Here is a 14,307-nt window from a genome sequence, read left to right as displayed (position 1 = left end):
TTACGCAGCCTCCCCGGACAGGTTCAGCTCTTGACCTTCCTTCAGCAGCACATAGGCCTTGCGCACGTTATCGCGGCGGCCCATGGTCTTGCCAAAGCGTTTGGTCTTGCCTTTGGTGTTCACCACAGAAACGCCCTTCACTTCCACCTTGAACATGAGTTCCACGGCGGCCTTGATCTCGGGCTTGGTTGCGTTCTGCAGCACCTTGAACGTCACAGCATTGGACTTCTCGGCAACCATGGTGGCCTTTTCGGACACGATGGGAGCGACCAACACTTGCATCAGACGACCTTCGTCAAACTTGAGCGTGCTCATGCGAACATCTCCTTGAGTTTGTCGATCGCGCCCTTGGTGACGAGCACTTTCTTGTAGTGCACCAGCGACACGGGATCTGCATAACGCGGCTCGGTCACGAACACGTTCTTCAGATTGCGGGATGCCAGGTACAGGTTTTCGTCCACTTCATCGGCGATCACCATCACCGATTGCAGGTTCATGGCCTTGAACTTGTCGGCCAGGACCTTGGTCTTGGGCGTATCAAGCTTCAGGGAGTCCACCACAGCCAGACGGCCTTCACGGGCCAGCTGCGACAGGATGGAAGCCATGCCAGCGCGGTACATCTTCTTGTTGATCTTCTGCGAGAAGTTTTCTTCAGGCAGGTTCGGGAAGATGCGACCGCCCCCACGCCACAGAGGCGAGGAGGTCATACCGGCACGTGCATTGCCAGTACCCTTTTGCTTGAAAGGCTTCTTGGTCGAGTGCTTGACCTGCTCGCGGTCCTTCTGGGCGCGCGTGCCTTGACGGGCGTTGGCCTGGTAAGCGACGACGATCTGATGGATCAGGTCTTCGTTGTACTGACGGTCGAACACGGTCTCGGGCACACCCACCTTGGACGCTGCCTGGCCCTGTTCATTCAGGAGTTCGAGCTGCATTAGTTCGCTCCTTTGGAAGCTTGCGCCTTGACAGCCGGACGCACCGTGACGAACCCACCCTTGGAGCCCGGAACAGCGCCCTTGATCAAGAGCAGTTGGCGTGCTTCGTCGATGCGAACCACGTCGAGGTTTTGCGTTGTGACGGTGACATCACCGAGGTGACCCGTCATCTTCTTGCCAGGAAACACGCGACCCGGATCCTGCGCCATACCGATGGAGCCAGGAACGTTGTGCGAACGGCTGTTACCGTGCGAGGCGCGCTGCGAACCGAAGTTGTGGCGCTTGATCGTGCCGGCGAAGCCCTTACCGATCGAGGTGCCCTGCACGTCGACCTTCTGGCCCACGGCGAACACATCAGCCACGGGCACAGCAGCGCCAGCGGCGTACTTGCCTGCGACTTCGGGGGTCACGCGGAATTCACGAATGATTTCACCGGCTTCAACACCCGCCTTGGCGAGGTGGCCAGCTTCAGGCTTGGTCACGCGAGATGCCTTGCGCGAACCGAACGTGACCTGCAGGGACACGTAGCCATCGTTCTCTTGGGTTTTCACCTGGGTCACGCGGTTGTTGGACACATCCACCACCGTGACGGGCACTGCGTCCCCGTCATCGGTGAACAGACGCATCATGCCCACCTTGCGGCCCAGCAACCCGAGGGAGTTGCTCAGACTCATTGGTTGTTCTCCAAAACTTCCGCCGCCCCGACTTCAATTGGCCAGAACGTTTGCACGACGGGCGCCGGCCTCGACGGCTTGCACCTATGTGCGCGAAAGAAGGTTGATAAAACTCCGCATCACGCATCCAAAATTGGACGCAAAAACGCGAAGCCGCAAAGTATAACGCGGACTGCTTTTACAAGCAAGTCCGCGTTGGGGGTGCCCGGCCCACATTGAGGGCCGGGACGAAGCAAGCAACAGGAAGGGATTACTGGAGCTTGATTTCGACGTCCACGCCAGCCGGCAAGTCCAGCTTCATCAGGGCGTCCACCGTCTTGTCCGTGGGATCGACGATGTCCATCAGGCGCTGGTGCGTGCGGATTTCGAACTGGTCGCGGCTGGTCTTGTTGACGTGCGGCGAACGCAGGATGTCGAAGCGCTTCATGCGCGTCGGCAGGGGCACGGGGCCCTTGACGATGGCGCCGGTACGCTTGGCGGTGTCAACGATCTCGGCTGCAGACTGATCGATCAGCTTGTAGTCGAATGCCTTCAGGCGGATGCGGATCTTTTGCTTGGACATTGTGTATTCCTTCAGTGCTTTGCTGGATTACGCAATGATCTTGGCAACGACGCCGGCGCCCACGGTACGACCGCCTTCGCGGATAGCGAAGCGCAGGCCTTCTTCCATGGCGATGGGGTTGATCAGCTTCACAGTGATCGACACGTTGTCGCCGGGCATCACCATTTCCTTGTCGGCCGGCAGCTCGATGGAGCCGGTCACGTCGGTGGTACGGAAGTAGAACTGGGGACGGTAGTTGTTGAAGAAGGGCGTGTGACGGCCGCCTTCATCCTTGCTCAGCACGTACACCTCAGCCGTGAAGTGGGTGTGGGGCTTGATGGAGCCGGGCTTGCACAGCACTTGGCCGCGCTCGACGTCTTCGCGCTTGGTGCCGCGCAGCAGCAGGCCCACGTTGTCGCCAGCCTGGCCCTGGTCCAGCAGCTTGCGGAACATTTCCACGCCGGTGACGGTGGTCTTTTGCGTGTCGCGGATACCGACGATTTCGATTTCTTCGCCGACCTTGATGATGCCGCGCTCGATGCGGCCGGTCACCACGGTGCCGCGGCCGGAGATGGAGAACACGTCTTCCACGGGCATCAGGAAGGCGCCGTCCACGGCGCGCTCAGGCGTGGGGATGTAAGTGTCCAGGGCTTCGGCCAGGCGCATGATGGCGGGCTCACCCTTGTCGGACTGGTCACCTTCCAGGGCCAGCTTGGCGGAGCCGCGGATGATGGGGGTGTCGTCGCCGGGGAAGTCGTACTTGTCCAGCAGCTCGCGCACTTCCATCTCGACCAGCTCGAGCAGTTCCTCGTCGTCGACCATGTCGCACTTGTTCAGGAACACGATGATGTAGGGCACGCCCACCTGACGGGCCAGCAGGATGTGCTCGCGCGTCTGGGGCATCGGGCCGTCAGCGGCCGAGCACACCAGGATGGCGCCGTCCATCTGAGCGGCGCCGGTGATCATGTTCTTGACGTAGTCGGCGTGGCCGGGGCAGTCGACGTGGGCGTAGTGGCGGGTGGCCGTTTCGTATTCCACGTGCGAGGTGTTGATCGTGATGCCACGCGCCTTTTCTTCAGGGGCGTTGTCGATCTGGTCGTAGCCCTTGGCTTCGCCGCCGAACTTCTTGGCCAGCACCGTGGCGATGGCCGCCGTCAGCGTCGTCTTGCCATGGTCCACGTGACCGATCGTGCCCACGTTCACGTGGGGCTTGGTACGTTCAAACTTACCTTTTGCCATTTTCGAACTCCAAAAGAGCAATGCCTGTGTGAGGGTTTAACGTCTGCATCCGGTTGCTGGTTCGGCCCGCACAGTGCAACAGGACGGCACCGGATCGCAGATTGCAAGAAACTTGCTATAAAAACAGGAGCCGCCTGCGCTTGATGGACAAGCGTTAGCAGCTCTTTTTGCTTATATGCCCGGCTTACTTGGCGCGAGCCGCAACGATGGCTTCGGCCACGTTGCGCGGTGCTTCGGCGTAGTGCTTGAACTCCATCGTGTACGTCGCGCGACCTTGCGTCATGGAGCGCAGCTGCGTGGCGTAGCCGAACATCTCGGACAGCGGGACTTCGGCCTTGATGGCCTTGCCGCCGCCGACCATGTCGTCCATGCCCTGCACCATGCCACGACGGCTGGACAGGTCACCCATCACGGTGCCAGCGTAGTCCTCGGGCGTCTCGACTTCCACGGCCATCATGGGCTCGAGGATGACGGGGTTGGCCTTGCGAGCCGCTTCCTTGAAGCCGAAGATGGCGGCCATCTTGAACGCCTGTTCGGACGAGTCCACGTCGTGGTACGAACCGAACGTCAGACGCACGCGAACGTCCACCACAGGGTAGCCCGCCAGCACGCCGGAGGTCAGCGCTTCTTCCACACCCTTCTGCACCGCAGGGATGTATTCGCGAGGAACCACACCGCCCTTGATTTCGTCGACGAACTCGAAGCCCTTACCTGCTTCCAGGGGCTCCAGCGTGAACACCACGTGGCCGTACTGACCCTTACCACCGGATTGGCGCACGAACTTGCCATCCACATCGGTGACGGTCTTGCGCACGGTTTCGCGGTAGGCCACCTGGGGCTTGCCCACGTTGGCTTCCACGTTGAACTCGCGCTTCATGCGGTCCACGATGATTTCCAGGTGCAGCTCGCCCATGCCGGCGATGATGGTCTGGCCCGATTCTTCGTCGGTGCGCACGCGGAACGACGGGTCTTCGGAGGCCAGGCGCGACAGGGCAATACCCATCTTTTCCTGGTCAGCCTTGGACTTGGGCTCCACGGCCTGTGCGATCACGGGCTCGGGGAACACCATTTTTTCCAGCACGATGGGCGATTCGATATCGCACAGCGTGTCGCCGGTGGTCACGTCCTTCAGGCCCACGCAGGCAGCGATGTCGCCAGCGCGAATTTCCTCGATTTCCTGGCGTTCGTTGGCGTGCATCTGCACGATACGGCCGATACGCTCCTTCTTGCCCTTCACGGCGTTGAACACGGTGTCACCCTTGGTCAGGACGCCCGAGTACACGCGCACGAAAGTCAGCTGACCCACGAACGGGTCGGTCATCAGCTTGAATGCCAGGGCCGAGAATTTCTCGTTGTCGTCGGCCTTGCGCGACAGCTTCTTCTCTTCGTCGTCGGGATCGGTGCCGGCCACATCGGGGATGTCCACGGGCGAGGGCAGCAGATCCAGCACGGCGTCGAGCATGCGCTGCACGCCCTTGTTCTTGAACGCAGAGCCGCACAGCATGGGCTGGATTTCCGTGGCGATGGTGCGCTGGCGCAGGCCGCCGATGATCTCGGCCTCGGACAGGTCACCCTCTTCCAGGTACTTGTTCATCAGCTCTTCGCTGGCTTCGGCGGCGGCTTCCACCATGTTCTCGCGCCACTTCTTGCAGGTGTCGACGAGCTCGGCGGGGATCTCGCCGTATTCGAACTTCATGCCTTGCGAGGCCTCGTCCCAGATGATGGCCTTCATCTTCAGCAGGTCGACCACGCCCTGGAAGTTGTCTTCCGCACCGATCGGCACCACGATGGGCACAGGGTTGGCCTTCAGGCGCAGCTTCATCTGGTCATAGACCTTGAAGAAGTTGGCGCCGGTACGGTCCATCTTGTTCACGAAGGCCAGGCGGGGCACCTTGTGCTTATTGGCTTGGCGCCACACAGTCTCGGACTGGGGCTGCACGCCACCCACGGCGCAGTACACCATAACGGCGCCGTCCAGCACGCGCATGGAACGCTCCACCTCGATGGTGAAGTCCACGTGGCCGGGGGTGTCGATGATGTTGATGCGGTGCTCGGGGCGGGACAGGTCCATGCCCTTCCAGAAGCAGGTCACGGCGGACGAGGTGATCGTGATGCCGCGCTCTTGCTCTTGCTCCATCCAGTCGGTGGTGGCTGCGCCGTCGTGCACTTCGCCCAGCTTGTGGGTCACGCCCGTGTAGAACAGGATACGCTCGGACGTCGTGGTTTTGCCAGCGTCGATGTGTGCGGAGATACCGATATTGCGGTAGCGCTCAAGGGGTGTTTTGCGAGCCATGATGAATCCTTGGTTGATCGCTTGGGTTTCGGAGCCGCACGCTGCGCGCGACTATTGTCTTAAGGGCCTCCATCAACACAAGGCCGCAGCGCGCTTGTGCACGCCTGCGGCCTTTATCGTGATCAGAGATGAACCCTTGATGACTTCCGTCTGGTTTAGAAGCGGAAGTGGCTGAAGGCCTTGTTGGCTTCGGCCATGCGGTGCACTTCGTCACGACGCTTCATGGCGCCACCACGGCCTTCGGTGGCTTCCATCAGCTCGTTGGCCAGGCGTTGGGCCATGGACTTCTCGCCACGCTTGCGGGCGGCTTCCTTGATCCAGCGCATCGACAGGGCCAGACGGCGCACGGGACGCACTTCCACGGGCACCTGGTAGTTCGCACCGCCCACACGGCGGGACTTCACTTCGACCATCGGCTTCACGTTGTTGATGGCCGTGACGAACACTTCCAGAGCATCCTTTTCAGGCTGCTTCTGGGAGATCAGATCCAGGGCGCCATAAATGATGCGCTCTGCAACTGCTTTCTTGCCGCCTTCCATGATCACGTTCATGAATTTGGACAGCTCGACATTGCCGAACTTGGGATCCGGCAGGATTTCACGTTTGGGGACTTCGCGACGACGTGGCATTTTTTACCTCTATCTTTGCTTCAGTTGGCACCATTCCCGGCACCGCGAGAGCCATTCAGGACTCCCACTTACTCGACCCGCGCAGAACACCTGCGTTTAGGGTCACTACGCTGTGTCACCGCGCCACGCGGGAACAGCACCGAAAAATCTCAGACCGAAAGGCCCAGGGCTTACTTGGCCTTGGGCTTCTTCGCGCCGTACTTGGAGCGGGCCTGCTTGCGATCCTTGACGCCTTGCAGGTCCAGCGAACCGCGCACGATGTGGTAACGCACACCGGGCAAGTCCTTCACACGACCGCCGCGCACCAGCACCACGCTGTGCTCTTGCAGGTTGTGGCCTTCACCGCCGATGTAGGAGATCACCTCGAAACCGTTGGTCAGGCGCACCTTGGCGACCTTACGCAGAGCGGAGTTAGGCTTCTTCGGCGTCGTGGTGTACACACGGGTGCACACGCCACGGCGCTGGGGGCAGTTTTCCATAGCAGGGCTTTTGGATTTGACAACTTCGACCGTGCGGCCCTGACGCACGAGTTGGTTAATGGTTGGCATTAATACGTCCCTAAACGTGAATTGCTATAAAAAGCGAAAACGTGAAACCCTTCGGAAATTCCGAAAAGCCTTCTAATGTACCAGTTTGGAAGCGGACAGGCAATCCGGGGACGATGAACCCCCGGCTGAGCCGCCTCCAAAGCGTGGCGATTACTTGATCCAGAGGCGAATGGCGTCCCAGGCACGGCCGAAGATGCCGGCCTGTGCCACATCCTCCAGCGCCACCAGGGGCACCTCGGCCACCTGCTGCTCACCCAGCTTCACCTTCAGCGTGCCGATGGCCTGTCCCTTGGTGAAGGGCGCGACCAGCGGGTCCTTGCGCACGATCTCGGTTGTGACCTTGCCCGCGCTGCCCGAAGGCACGGTGATCACGATGGCTTCGGGGCGGCCGATCTTGAGGGTGCTCTGCGTGCCCTTCCACACGGCGGGCGTGGCGGCAGCCTGGCCAGCGTCGAACAGCTTCACCGAATCGAACGCCGTGTAGCCCCAGTTCAGCAGCTTCTGGCTCTCGTTGGCGCGGGCGTTCTCGCTCGCGGCCCCCAGCACGATGGACAGCAGGCGGCGCTGCCCCACATTGGGAAACTCGCGCTTGGACGTGGCGACCAGGCAATAGCCCGCGGCGGCGGTGTGGCCGGTCTTCAGGCCGTCCACCGATGGATCGCGGAACAGCAGCATGTTGCGGTTGTTGCTGTTGGAGGCGGGCGTGCCCTCGTAGCGGTACTGCTTGGTCGAGTAGTAGTGCATGTACTCGGGGAAGTCCTGCATCAGCCGGGTGGCCAGCGTGGCCAGGTCGCGCGCGGTGGTAGTGTGGCCGGGCTCCGTCAACCCCTCGGGGTTCTTGTAGGCGGTGTTCGTCATGCCCAGCGCCTTGGCCTGCTCGTTCATCAGGCGCACGAAGTTTTCCACCGTACCGCCCACACCTTCGGCCAAGGCCACGGTGGCGTCGTTACCCGACTGCACGATCATGCCCTTGAGCAGGTCGTCCACCGGAACCTGCATCTTGGGATCAATGAACATGCGCGAACCCGGCATCTTCCAGGCGCGCTCGCTCACGGGCAGGCGCTGCTCCAGCGTGATCTTCTTGGCGCGCAGTGCGTCAAAGACCAGATAGCCCGTCATGAGCTTGGTCAGCGAAGCCTGCTCCACCGGCGCGTCGATGTCCTTGGTCGCCAGCACCTGGCCGGCCGTCACGTCCACCAGCATGTAATTGCGGGCGGCGATCTCCGGCGGTTGGGGCACCTGCGCCCAGAGGATGGCGGGGGCCATCAGGGCGGCGCAGGCAAGGGTTCGCAGGGAGGACAAAAGAGACTTCATGGTGGGAACAGGCACTCGGGAAACGGGAGAAGAAACGGCCCGACCGCATGGCCGGGACAAGAGAAGAGAAATGGTGCCGCGCCGTCAGGGCGCGGATTGCAGGTGGCGCATGACCAGGCCCTTGAGCAGCGGCAATTGTCCGTGAAAGAAATGACCGCCCCCAGGCACAACCGTAACCGGCAGTGTCTGCGGGCGCGCCCAATCCATCACAGCGGACAGGGGCACGGTGTCATCGGCTTCGCCGTGCACGACCAGGGTGCGCAGATGGGCCTCGGCGGGTACGTCGGCCACGTTGAACCGGCTGGCCGCCGTGCCCACGAGCACGGCGCGTTCCACTGGGCGCTCGGGCCACAGCCGCGCCAGCGCGTGGCTGGTGACGAAGGCGCCGAAGGAGAAACCCGCGAGGGCAATCGGCACGGCGCCAGGCCCCTCGGGCGTCACCTGGCGGACGACGGCCAGCAAATCCTCCAGCTCACCGCGCCCTTCGTCATGCACGCCAGCGGTACCGCCGACGCCCCGGAAGTTGAAACGCACGGCCGTCCAGCCGCAGGCCACAAAGGCGCGCGCCAGGGTCTGCACCACCTTGTTGTCCATGGTGCCGCCGAAGAGCGGGTGGGGATGGGCGATCACCGCCACGCCGCGCGGCGGTACGCCGTCGGCCGCGGCATCGCGCGCAGCCTCGATGGCGCCCGCGGCGCCCGTGAGGGTCAGGCGTTCGGTCTGGGCATTCACGTTGCTATCCAATCAAGAGCTGCCCGCGCTGGATGGGAAAGCGCTGGAGCCCAAAACACTACAAAAAGGATAGTGAGCGCAAATCAGCGGCCAAGTTCCGGCGGCGTGAGCAAGCGCTCGACCACCACGCCGTTCTTGAGGTGCGACTCCACGATCTCGTCGATGTCGCTCTCATCCACGTAGGTGTACCAAGTCCCTTCGGGATAGACCACGGCGATGGGGCCGCCGGCGCAGCGGTCCAGGCAGCCCGCCTTGTTCACGCGCACCTTGCCGGGGCCCATCAGGCCTTGCTGCTTGACCAGCATCTTGCAGCGGTCAAACGCCTGCTGTGCGCCATGGTGGGCGCAGCAGTTCTCGCCGTTCGTGCGCTCGTTCAGGCAAAAGAAGATGTGGCGCTGGTAGTACTGGGGGGTGGTGTCGCTCATGGCACGATTCTAGGAGTCGCCATCGCGGCGCGACACCCGCAATACCACATAGACGAGTGCCCCATAGGGCCAGAGCCAGCCCAGCCACTGCCCCAGGCCGTAGAAGCGGATGAAGCGCCCCTGCTCCCAGGCCTGCAGCGTCTGTGCGAAGTAGGCGCTGGTGGGCGCCTGGTTGAGCAGGTTCAGGTGCAGCATCAGCGCCAGCAGCAGCAACGCCGCGCAGCCGCGCCGCGGCACGGCCGCCATCGCCAGGGCCGCCCCCAGGGCAACGAGCACGCCCATGCGGGCCGGCAGCGTGAGCCACTCCCAGGCGTGCGTGGGCCCGTAGCTCAACAGCGATGACAGCGCCGTCACGCCCACGCCCACGGCGGCCGTCGCCAGTGCGAAGGCCATGCGGCGCCCCGCATGGCGCATGACGCAGTAGCCCAGCAGGCAGGGGATCAGCAGCCCCAGCGCGACGGCCATGAGCTCGGCGCCCGGCGACAGGAGCTCCAGCGGCGCCTCGCGCACGGGCAGCCACTGCAGAAACGGCGTGTCCTGCAGCGCGTCGATGAGCGCGGCCTCCAGCCGCTCCCACATCTGCCCCAGGCCAAAGGGCAGCGCCGCCGGGAACAGCAGGGCCCAGGGCCACAGCGCCAACAGCACCAGCGCGCCGCGCGCATGCGGAACGAACCAGCGCTCGCGAAAGCGGCTCCAGCGCGCAATGGCCCCGAAGCGCTCCAGCAGCGCGGCCGCCAACGCTCCCAGCAGCGCACCGGTCGCGTTGAGCGCGAAGTCCATGTTGGACGGCACCCGCCGCGGCAGGAAGATCTGCAGGTATTCCATGCTCAGCGACAGCAGCGCACCCGCCAGCGCCGCCAACGGCACGGCCGCGCGCGGCCAGCCAGAACGCAGGCCCGCCAGGGCCAGCAGGAACCCCAGCGGGGCATAGCCCGCGATGTTCATGTTGACGTCGAACCAGGTCCAGTACGGCGGCGGGATGCGCGCCGAGAAGAACACCCAGGGCGAGATTCCCTGCTCGCGCCACCCGTCGAACGGGAACAGGCTGGCGAAGATGATCAGCGCCACGTAGATGAGCGCCAGAGGCCAGGCGGACGTCTTGTGCATGCCCTCTCAATCACCTCGTGCCGTGGCCACTGCCGCCCGCCGCGCGCCGCCCCCATTGCAAGGGAACGAAGCCGGGCAACGCTGCAGCCGCTGCATCTCAGAACGGCTTGACGACCACCAACACCACGGCGACCAGCAGCAGCAGCACCGGCACCTCGTTGAACCAGCGGAACCAGCGGTGGCTGTGCTGGTCCGCGTTGGAAGTCAGCCTGCGCAGCAGTACGGCGCAGGCGTGGTGGTAGCCCACCGCCAGCAGCACCACGGCCAGTTTGGCGTGCAACCAGCCGTTGCCCGGCCCCTTGCCGATGCCGTAGCCCAGCCACAGCCACAGGCCCAGCGCGATGGCGGGGACCGACAGCAGCGTGGTGAAGCGCAGCAGCTTGCGCGCCATGAGCAGCAGGCGCTCCCGCTCGGCCACCGACCCGGGCGCCACCATGGCCAGGTTGACGAAGATGCGCGGCAGGTAAAACAGGCCAGCAAACCAGCTGGCGACGAAGACGATGTGAAAAGCTTTGACCCAGAGCATCGGCGCAGTGTACGTGGCGGTGCCGGCGCTGCATGACCCGGTCGGGACCCGGAACCGCCATGAGGCAAAAAAAATGCCCGGAAATCCGGGCGGAAAACCCCGCCGCGTCGCAGGCAGCGGGGCCCGCTCAGGGAGGTGAAGCGGGGGGCGGAGGGGCCGCCCGGGGCCAATCTAGCACCCACCGCCAGGGTGCGCAAGATGGAGCGTCCGCTAGGGACGGTTCGGCGCCGTTGCCTGGCGCGCGGAGTCGTCCGCCGCCTCGCCCGCGCCGTCGCCCGCTTCTTCACCCAGCGTCTGTGTCAGCGCCACGCGCAAGGCGCTGGCCATCTGCTGCGCATCCGGCGCACGGGCACTGAGTTCGGCGCACGAAACGGTGCGCGCGCGCAGTGCAGCTTCGTCGCCCTGCTGGTCCAGCGCCTGGCACAGCAACGCCCAGTCCGGGGGCGTGACCAGGGTGCCCGCCACCAGCAGCACGCCGGCGCGCTGGCGCCGCTGGGCCAGGCCGACCAGCTTGCGGCCGGCCACATCCACCACTTCCCACGGTGCAAGGCTGCCGTAGCAGGCCCAGGGCACCACCGGCCCGCCGCGGGCGTTGGCAGCGGCAACCTGATCGGGCGGCAACGCCCGCGCCGCCACGCCCCACGGGGCCAGTACCTGCGCATGCAGTTGGCCCAGCCCCTGGTAGCTGTCGGGCAGGCGGCCCTGCACCCAGGGGTGCGATGGCGGCAGCACCACCGAGCAACTCACCATCCACGGGCCGCACAGCACCGCACCACCGCCCGAGGGGCGCTGCAACAGCTCCATGCCGAGCGCCAGGCGCGCGTGCCCCGTCCAGATAGGCGCGCTGCGAGCAACCCAGCACCACGGCGGGCGTTTCGTAGGTCCACACGCGCCAATAGGGCCGCGTCACTGCGGTTTGCATGTACCGCTGGTTCCAGCGGTGCTCCTGTGCTGCGGTGGTGATGGCGCACTCCTGGCGAGATGGCAAGTGGCACAGGCTACCACCAGCGGCCACGGGCAGGCCCGCGCAAGGATGAGCGCAGGGGTGGAGCCCGGCATGGGAGTGAAGGACAATCGACGCCATGCATCTGTCCAGCCCCACCCCCTTTCCCGCCAATCGCCCGCGCCGCCTGCGCCGCGATGCATTCACCCGCAACCTGGTGCGTGAGACCGTGCTCACGCCGCACGACTTCATCTACCCGGTGTTCGTGCACGAAGGCACCCACCTGCGCGTACCCGTGGCCTCCATGCCCGGCGTGGAACGCCTGAGCCTGGACCTGCTGCTGCCCGTGGCTGAAGAGTGCGTGAAGCTTGGCGTCCCGGTGCTCGCGCTGTTTCCGTCGATCGATGCGGCGCTCAAGACGCCCGACGGCAAGGAGGCGCTCAACCCCGACGGCCTGATCCCGCGCGTGGTGCGCAAGCTCAAGGCCGAATTCCCCGACCTCGGCGTGATGACCGACGTGGCGCTGGACCCCTACACCAGCCACGGCCAGGACGGCCTGCTGGACGACACCGGCTACATCCTGAACGACGAGACCGTGGAACTGCTGGTAGGCCAGGCTCTGACCCATGCACAGGCCGGCGTGGACATGGTCGCGCCCAGCGACATGATGGACGGGCGCATCGGCGCCATCCGCGAGGCGCTGGAGGCCCACGGCCAGATCTACACCCGCATCATGGCCTACAGCGCCAAGTACGCCAGCGCCTTCTACGGCCCGTTCCGCGACGCGGTCGGCTCGGCCGCCAACCTGGGGCGCAGCAACAAGAACGTCTATCAGATGGACCCGGCCAACACCGACGAAGCCCTGCGCGAGGTGGCGCTGGACCTGGCCGAAGGCGCCGACATGGTCATGGTCAAGCCCGGCATGCCCTACCTGGACGTGGTGCGCCGCGTGAAGGACGAGTTCAAGGTGCCCACCTTCGCCTACCAGGTCAGCGGCGAGTACGCCATGCTCAAGGCCGCCGCCGCCAACGGCTGGCTGGACCACGACAAGGTGATGATGGAGTCGCTGCTGGCCTTCAAGCGCGCGGGTGCCGACGGCGTGCTGACCTACTTCGCGCTGGACGCCGCGCGTTTGCTCGCAAAATAATAGCTGCTTGCGCTTGCCCCATAAGCGCTGGAGGCCGATTTGACCCCAACCCCGCAGGCGATCCGCATCTTCCACCTGCAGCCCGGCGCCCAAGCGCGGGAAATGCCCGAGCTGCCCACCCAGCCGCCCGCGCGGGGGTTTCACTGGATCGCCTGCACACGTGCGGCGTTCAGCACCGAACTGCCGCGCCTGCAGGGCGTGCTGCAGGCGCTCACGGGCCAGCAGCTGGTGGACTTGCACGTGTCCGACCTGCTCAACGCCCAGCTACCCTCGCATTACGACTACACCTCGCAGTACGACATGCTGGTGGTGCGCCGCCTGAGCGCATCGCTCGCCCCCGCGGCCGCCCCGCTCATGCCGGCGGCGGCGCGCGGCGGCCCGCCCGTACTGCGGCGCATCGACACCAGCCCCGTGGGCTTCGCGGTGTTCGACCAGGTGCTGCTGTCGGTGCACCCGGCCGACTGCTCCGTGCGCGATGCCTACGCGGCGCGCCTGATCACCCCACCGGCTCCGACGACGACGCCCCCGCCCGAGGCGCCCAACGGCAACGCGCTGCCCACCACGCCCACCGAAGCCGTGGTGCGCGAACTGCGCACCGGCCCTGTGGCCGGCACGCGCCTGCCCGCCAGCCCGGCCGACCTCATGCTGCGCATGGTCAACCAGATCGTGGACAACTACCTGGACCTGCGCCGCGAGCTGTCGCGCCAGCTCGACCACTGGCAGGCCGAGCTGCTGCAGCCGCGCACACGCTTCAACAACTGGCGCGCCCTGATGGACGCGCGCCTGACCCTGCACCAGCTCGACGAGATCTGCGAAGACCAGCGTGCCGCCGTGCAGGCCTGGTGCGCGGTGCTGGAGACCTGGGCCCCCTCGTCGGACACGCCGGCGGCCCTGCGCGAACTGGACCTGCTCAAGGTGCGCAGCCGCGACGTGCTGGAGCACATCGAGCGCGTGGTGCACCACGTGCGCCGGCTGGAGCAAAGCACCGAGGCCACGGTGCAGATGCACTTCTCGGCGCAGAGCAACCGCACCAACGACATCATGCGCACGCTCACGGCGCTCACCGCCGTGTTCCTGCCGCTGAACCTGATCGCCGGCATCTTCGGCATGAACTTCGAGTTCATCCCCCTGGTGCACAAGCAGGACGGCTTCTGGTGGGCCATGGGCAGCATGACCGCCACGGCCGTCGGCCTCACGCTGTTCTTCTGGCGCAAGCGCTACCTGGCGCGCACCGGCCAGGGCTGACCCCTTCCCCGC

General features: G+C 64.9%; 16 protein-coding genes. 2 read left to right on the top strand and 14 right to left on the bottom strand.

Annotation, left to right across the window (positions count from 1 at the left end):
• The 14 genes from rplW to HND92_RS01360 form a co-directional block, all read right to left on the bottom strand.
• Positions 1 to 315 carry a 50S ribosomal protein L23 gene (rplW, locus tag HND92_RS01425; protein WP_011803744.1) on the bottom strand — a complete coding sequence of 105 codons (315 nt, stop codon included), beginning with the start codon at positions 313 to 315 and terminating at the stop codon, positions 1 to 3.
• Entirely contained in the window at positions 312 to 932 is a 621-nt protein-coding gene (gene rplD, locus HND92_RS01420; protein WP_172205484.1) for a 50S ribosomal protein L4, read from the bottom strand. The genes rplW and rplD overlap by 4 nt, the downstream gene beginning before the upstream one ends.
• The gene (gene rplC, locus HND92_RS01415) at positions 932 to 1,606 is read right to left on the bottom strand and encodes a 50S ribosomal protein L3 (RefSeq protein WP_011803742.1); all 675 of its coding nucleotides are present in this window, start codon (positions 1,604 to 1,606) and stop codon (positions 932 to 934) included. Before rplC ends, rplD begins: the two co-directional genes overlap by 1 nt.
• Positions 1,607 to 1,856: 250 nt before the next feature.
• Positions 1,857 to 2,168, bottom strand: coding sequence for a 30S ribosomal protein S10 (gene rpsJ, locus HND92_RS01410; RefSeq protein WP_003059431.1), 312 nt, complete (start codon positions 2,166 to 2,168; stop codon positions 1,857 to 1,859).
• A 27-nt stretch (positions 2,169 to 2,195) separates the two neighbouring features.
• The gene (tuf, locus tag HND92_RS01405; protein WP_172205482.1) at positions 2,196 to 3,386 is read right to left on the bottom strand and encodes an elongation factor Tu; all 1,191 of its coding nucleotides are present in this window, start codon (positions 3,384 to 3,386) and stop codon (positions 2,196 to 2,198) included.
• A gap of 184 nt (positions 3,387 to 3,570) precedes the next feature.
• Entirely contained in the window at positions 3,571 to 5,679 is a 2,109-nt protein-coding gene (fusA, locus tag HND92_RS01400; RefSeq protein WP_135149840.1) for an elongation factor G, read from the bottom strand.
• A 155-nt stretch (positions 5,680 to 5,834) separates the two neighbouring features.
• Positions 5,835 to 6,308, bottom strand: a complete 474-nt coding sequence (gene rpsG / locus HND92_RS01395) for a 30S ribosomal protein S7 (RefSeq protein ID WP_011803739.1) — start codon at positions 6,306 to 6,308, stop codon at positions 5,835 to 5,837.
• A gap of 170 nt (positions 6,309 to 6,478) precedes the next feature.
• Positions 6,479 to 6,856 carry a 30S ribosomal protein S12 gene (gene rpsL / locus HND92_RS01390; protein WP_003059441.1) on the bottom strand — a complete coding sequence of 126 codons (378 nt, stop codon included), beginning with the start codon at positions 6,854 to 6,856 and terminating at the stop codon, positions 6,479 to 6,481.
• A 150-nt stretch (positions 6,857 to 7,006) separates the two neighbouring features.
• Positions 7,007 to 8,170 (bottom strand): D-alanyl-D-alanine carboxypeptidase family protein, encoded by a 1,164-nt coding sequence (locus HND92_RS01385; RefSeq protein ID WP_011803738.1) that lies wholly within the window; start codon positions 8,168 to 8,170, stop codon positions 7,007 to 7,009.
• 84 nt (positions 8,171 to 8,254) lie between these two features.
• Positions 8,255 to 8,902, bottom strand: a complete 648-nt coding sequence (locus tag HND92_RS01380; protein ID WP_172205480.1) for an alpha/beta hydrolase — start codon at positions 8,900 to 8,902, stop codon at positions 8,255 to 8,257.
• A gap of 83 nt (positions 8,903 to 8,985) precedes the next feature.
• Positions 8,986 to 9,327, bottom strand: a complete 342-nt coding sequence (locus HND92_RS01375; RefSeq protein WP_011803736.1) for a ferredoxin — start codon at positions 9,325 to 9,327, stop codon at positions 8,986 to 8,988.
• A 9-nt stretch (positions 9,328 to 9,336) separates the two neighbouring features.
• Positions 9,337 to 10,434, bottom strand: a complete 1,098-nt coding sequence (locus tag HND92_RS01370) for a VanZ family protein (protein ID WP_172205478.1) — start codon at positions 10,432 to 10,434, stop codon at positions 9,337 to 9,339.
• A gap of 97 nt (positions 10,435 to 10,531) precedes the next feature.
• Positions 10,532 to 10,960, bottom strand: a complete 429-nt coding sequence (locus HND92_RS01365) for a CopD family protein (protein WP_172205476.1) — start codon at positions 10,958 to 10,960, stop codon at positions 10,532 to 10,534.
• 210 nt (positions 10,961 to 11,170) lie between these two features.
• Positions 11,171 to 11,764, bottom strand: a complete 594-nt coding sequence (locus HND92_RS01360; RefSeq protein WP_253940087.1) for a ligase — start codon at positions 11,762 to 11,764, stop codon at positions 11,171 to 11,173.
• Positions 11,765 to 12,042: 278 nt separating this feature from the next.
• On the opposite strand from HND92_RS01360, the gene hemB reads away from it, so the two are divergent.
• Positions 12,043 to 13,050 carry a porphobilinogen synthase gene (gene hemB / locus HND92_RS01355; protein WP_172205473.1) on the top strand — a complete coding sequence of 336 codons (1,008 nt, stop codon included), beginning with the start codon at positions 12,043 to 12,045 and terminating at the stop codon, positions 13,048 to 13,050.
• Between the two features lie 39 nt (positions 13,051 to 13,089).
• Entirely contained in the window at positions 13,090 to 14,295 is a 1,206-nt protein-coding gene (locus tag HND92_RS01350) for a magnesium transporter CorA family protein (RefSeq protein ID WP_172205471.1), read from the top strand.
• Positions 14,296 to 14,307: the final 12 nt, after the last annotated feature.

It is taken from the genome of Diaphorobacter sp. JS3050 (assembly GCF_013154915.1).
Lineage (GTDB): Bacteria > Pseudomonadota > Gammaproteobacteria > Burkholderiales > Burkholderiaceae_C > Diaphorobacter > Diaphorobacter nitroreducens.
The sequence above is the reverse complement of the archived record's forward strand: the minus strand, read 5'-3'. Positions and strand labels throughout refer to the sequence as shown.

Bases quoted from the DNA above. Each gene is read 5' to 3' on its own strand.
- HND92_RS01385 (WP_011803738.1), bottom strand. From the start codon at position 8,170: ATGAAGTCTCTTTTGTCCTCCCTGCGAACCCTTGCCTGCGCCGCCCTG.
- tuf (WP_172205482.1), bottom strand. From the start codon at position 3,386: ATGGCAAAAGGTAAGTTTGAACGTACCAAGCCCCACGTGAACGTGGGC.
- fusA (WP_135149840.1), bottom strand. From the start codon at position 5,679: ATGGCTCGCAAAACACCCCTTGAGCGCTACCGCAATATCGGTATCTCC.
- HND92_RS01370 (WP_172205478.1), bottom strand. From the start codon at position 10,434: ATGCACAAGACGTCCGCCTGGCCTCTGGCGCTCATCTACGTGGCGCTG.
- rpsL (WP_003059441.1), bottom strand. From the start codon at position 6,856: ATGCCAACCATTAACCAACTCGTGCGTCAGGGCCGCACGGTCGAAGTT.
- rpsG (WP_011803739.1), bottom strand. From the start codon at position 6,308: ATGCCACGTCGTCGCGAAGTCCCCAAACGTGAAATCCTGCCGGATCCC.
- HND92_RS01365 (WP_172205476.1), bottom strand. From the start codon at position 10,960: ATGCTCTGGGTCAAAGCTTTTCACATCGTCTTCGTCGCCAGCTGGTTT.
- HND92_RS01375 (WP_011803736.1), bottom strand. From the start codon at position 9,327: ATGAGCGACACCACCCCCCAGTACTACCAGCGCCACATCTTCTTTTGC.
- rpsJ (WP_003059431.1), bottom strand. From the start codon at position 2,168: ATGTCCAAGCAAAAGATCCGCATCCGCCTGAAGGCATTCGACTACAAG.
- HND92_RS01360 (WP_253940087.1), bottom strand. From the start codon at position 11,764: ATGGAGCTGTTGCAGCGCCCCTCGGGCGGTGGTGCGGTGCTGTGCGGC.
- hemB (WP_172205473.1), top strand. From the start codon at position 12,043: ATGCATCTGTCCAGCCCCACCCCCTTTCCCGCCAATCGCCCGCGCCGC.
- rplC (WP_011803742.1), bottom strand. From the start codon at position 1,606: ATGAGTCTGAGCAACTCCCTCGGGTTGCTGGGCCGCAAGGTGGGCATG.
- rplD (WP_172205484.1), bottom strand. From the start codon at position 932: ATGCAGCTCGAACTCCTGAATGAACAGGGCCAGGCAGCGTCCAAGGTG.
- rplW (WP_011803744.1), bottom strand. From the start codon at position 315: ATGAGCACGCTCAAGTTTGACGAAGGTCGTCTGATGCAAGTGTTGGTC.